General features: G+C 74.8%; 3 protein-coding genes. 2 read left to right on the top strand and 1 reads right to left on the bottom strand.

Translation table 11 applies throughout. The annotated features are described in order from the left end of the window. Positions 1 to 538 (top strand): class I SAM-dependent methyltransferase (locus GL263_RS26690; protein WP_182858303.1); only part of this gene is annotated, 538 nt, incomplete at its 5' end. Then, positions 535 to 666, top strand: coding sequence for a hypothetical protein (locus tag GL263_RS28935; RefSeq protein WP_267132799.1), 132 nt, complete (start codon positions 535 to 537; stop codon positions 664 to 666). The genes GL263_RS26690 and GL263_RS28935, both read left to right, overlap by 4 nt. Before the next feature lie 74 nt (positions 667 to 740). Here the strand turns inward: GL263_RS28935 and GL263_RS26685 are convergent. Continuing rightward, the coding region (locus GL263_RS26685) for a GNAT family N-acetyltransferase (RefSeq protein WP_323379574.1) at positions 741 to 1289 on the bottom strand (549 nt) is incomplete at its 5' end.

Raw genomic sequence — 1289 nt, 5'->3', positions numbered from 1 at the left:
CGCCCATACCGCACTCGCGGCAGCCCGCTGCCAGCAACTCCCCTTCCACGACGACTCCTTCGATGCCTGCGTCTCCCATCTGGCGCTGATGCTGATGGACGATCCCGAGCAGGTGGCCGCCGAGGCCGGCCGGGTACTCGTCCCCGGTGGGCGGCTGGTCTGCGCTGTCGGCGGCGGGCCCGCCGGCGGGGAGGCGTGGGCGGTGTTCCACCGGCTCCTCGACCGCGCGCTCGGCCCGGACCGCCGCCTCCCGCCGCTCGGCGACCGCCGCACCCGGGACCCCGACGCCCTGGCGGACGTCCTGCGTTCCGCCGGCCTCGATCCCGTCGCCTCACGCCAGGTGCGGATCGACCTGAGCGGCCCCGTCGACCAGGTCTGGTCCGCCCTCGCCGGCACCTACGAGACGGCGCTCCTGTCACCGGACGAACTGAGGGCGCTGCGCGCCGACTTCCACGACGCCCTGCGCCGGCCCGCAGGCGCCGCCACGGTGCCCTGCGCCCTCCACGTCACCCTCACCACGGCTCGCACCCACGTGTGACGTGCGTTCGTCGGCCAGGCTGTCTCGCCCTGGTCGCGGAGCCCGACCTGGCGTTCGCGGTCGGGGCGCTGGTCGCCGCCGAGATGTTCCGGCGAGCGTTCGCCGAGGGCGGCCGGGAGTGGGGGTGAGCCGACGGTGGCGGCGGGTCGTGGAGTCGCTGACGGCGCGGGTGCGCTGCCGTGAGGCCGCGCGGCCGGGGGCGTTAGCGGAGGGGCAGGACCATGACGTCGAAGAGCGGGGCGTCCGCCCAGGGGCGGCACAGGCCCACGCTGGTGTAGCCGAGCGCCGCGTAGAGGCGGACGGCCGGTTCGGCCTCCGGTACGACGGCGAGGGTGGCCCGCTCGGCGGTGAGGCCGTGCAGCAGCCCGGTGTGGAGGCTGCGGGCGGTTCCCGTGCGGCGGTGCTCGGGGAGTACCGCCAACTCCTTGATGACAAAGGTGCGGTGGCCGTCCTCGCGGGTGAACGCGTCGGCGAGGTCCGCGTTGAGGAAGCCGTGCCACCAGCGGGTGGTGGGTTGGAGCGGGTAGCCGTAGGCGAAGCCCGCAGGCTGTCCGGAGTCGTCGTGGGCGAGGGCGAGGCGGAAGCCGTCCTGCTGTGCCTCTTGCCGGTAGCCGTCGACGAAGCCGGATACGTCGTCCGGGCCCTCGTGGTACGGCGGTTCGGCGAACACCCGCTCGTAGACGGGCACGATGGTGTCCAGGGCCTCGGTGGCGCGGTCGCGGTCGGTGACGAGGGCGGTGAGGGGCACGGG

Origin of the sequence: Streptomyces durbertensis (assembly GCF_014156695.1) — a bacterium.
GTDB lineage: Bacteria > Actinomycetota > Actinomycetes > Streptomycetales > Streptomycetaceae > Streptomyces > Streptomyces durbertensis.
This window is presented reverse-complemented; position numbering and strand designations above follow the sequence as displayed.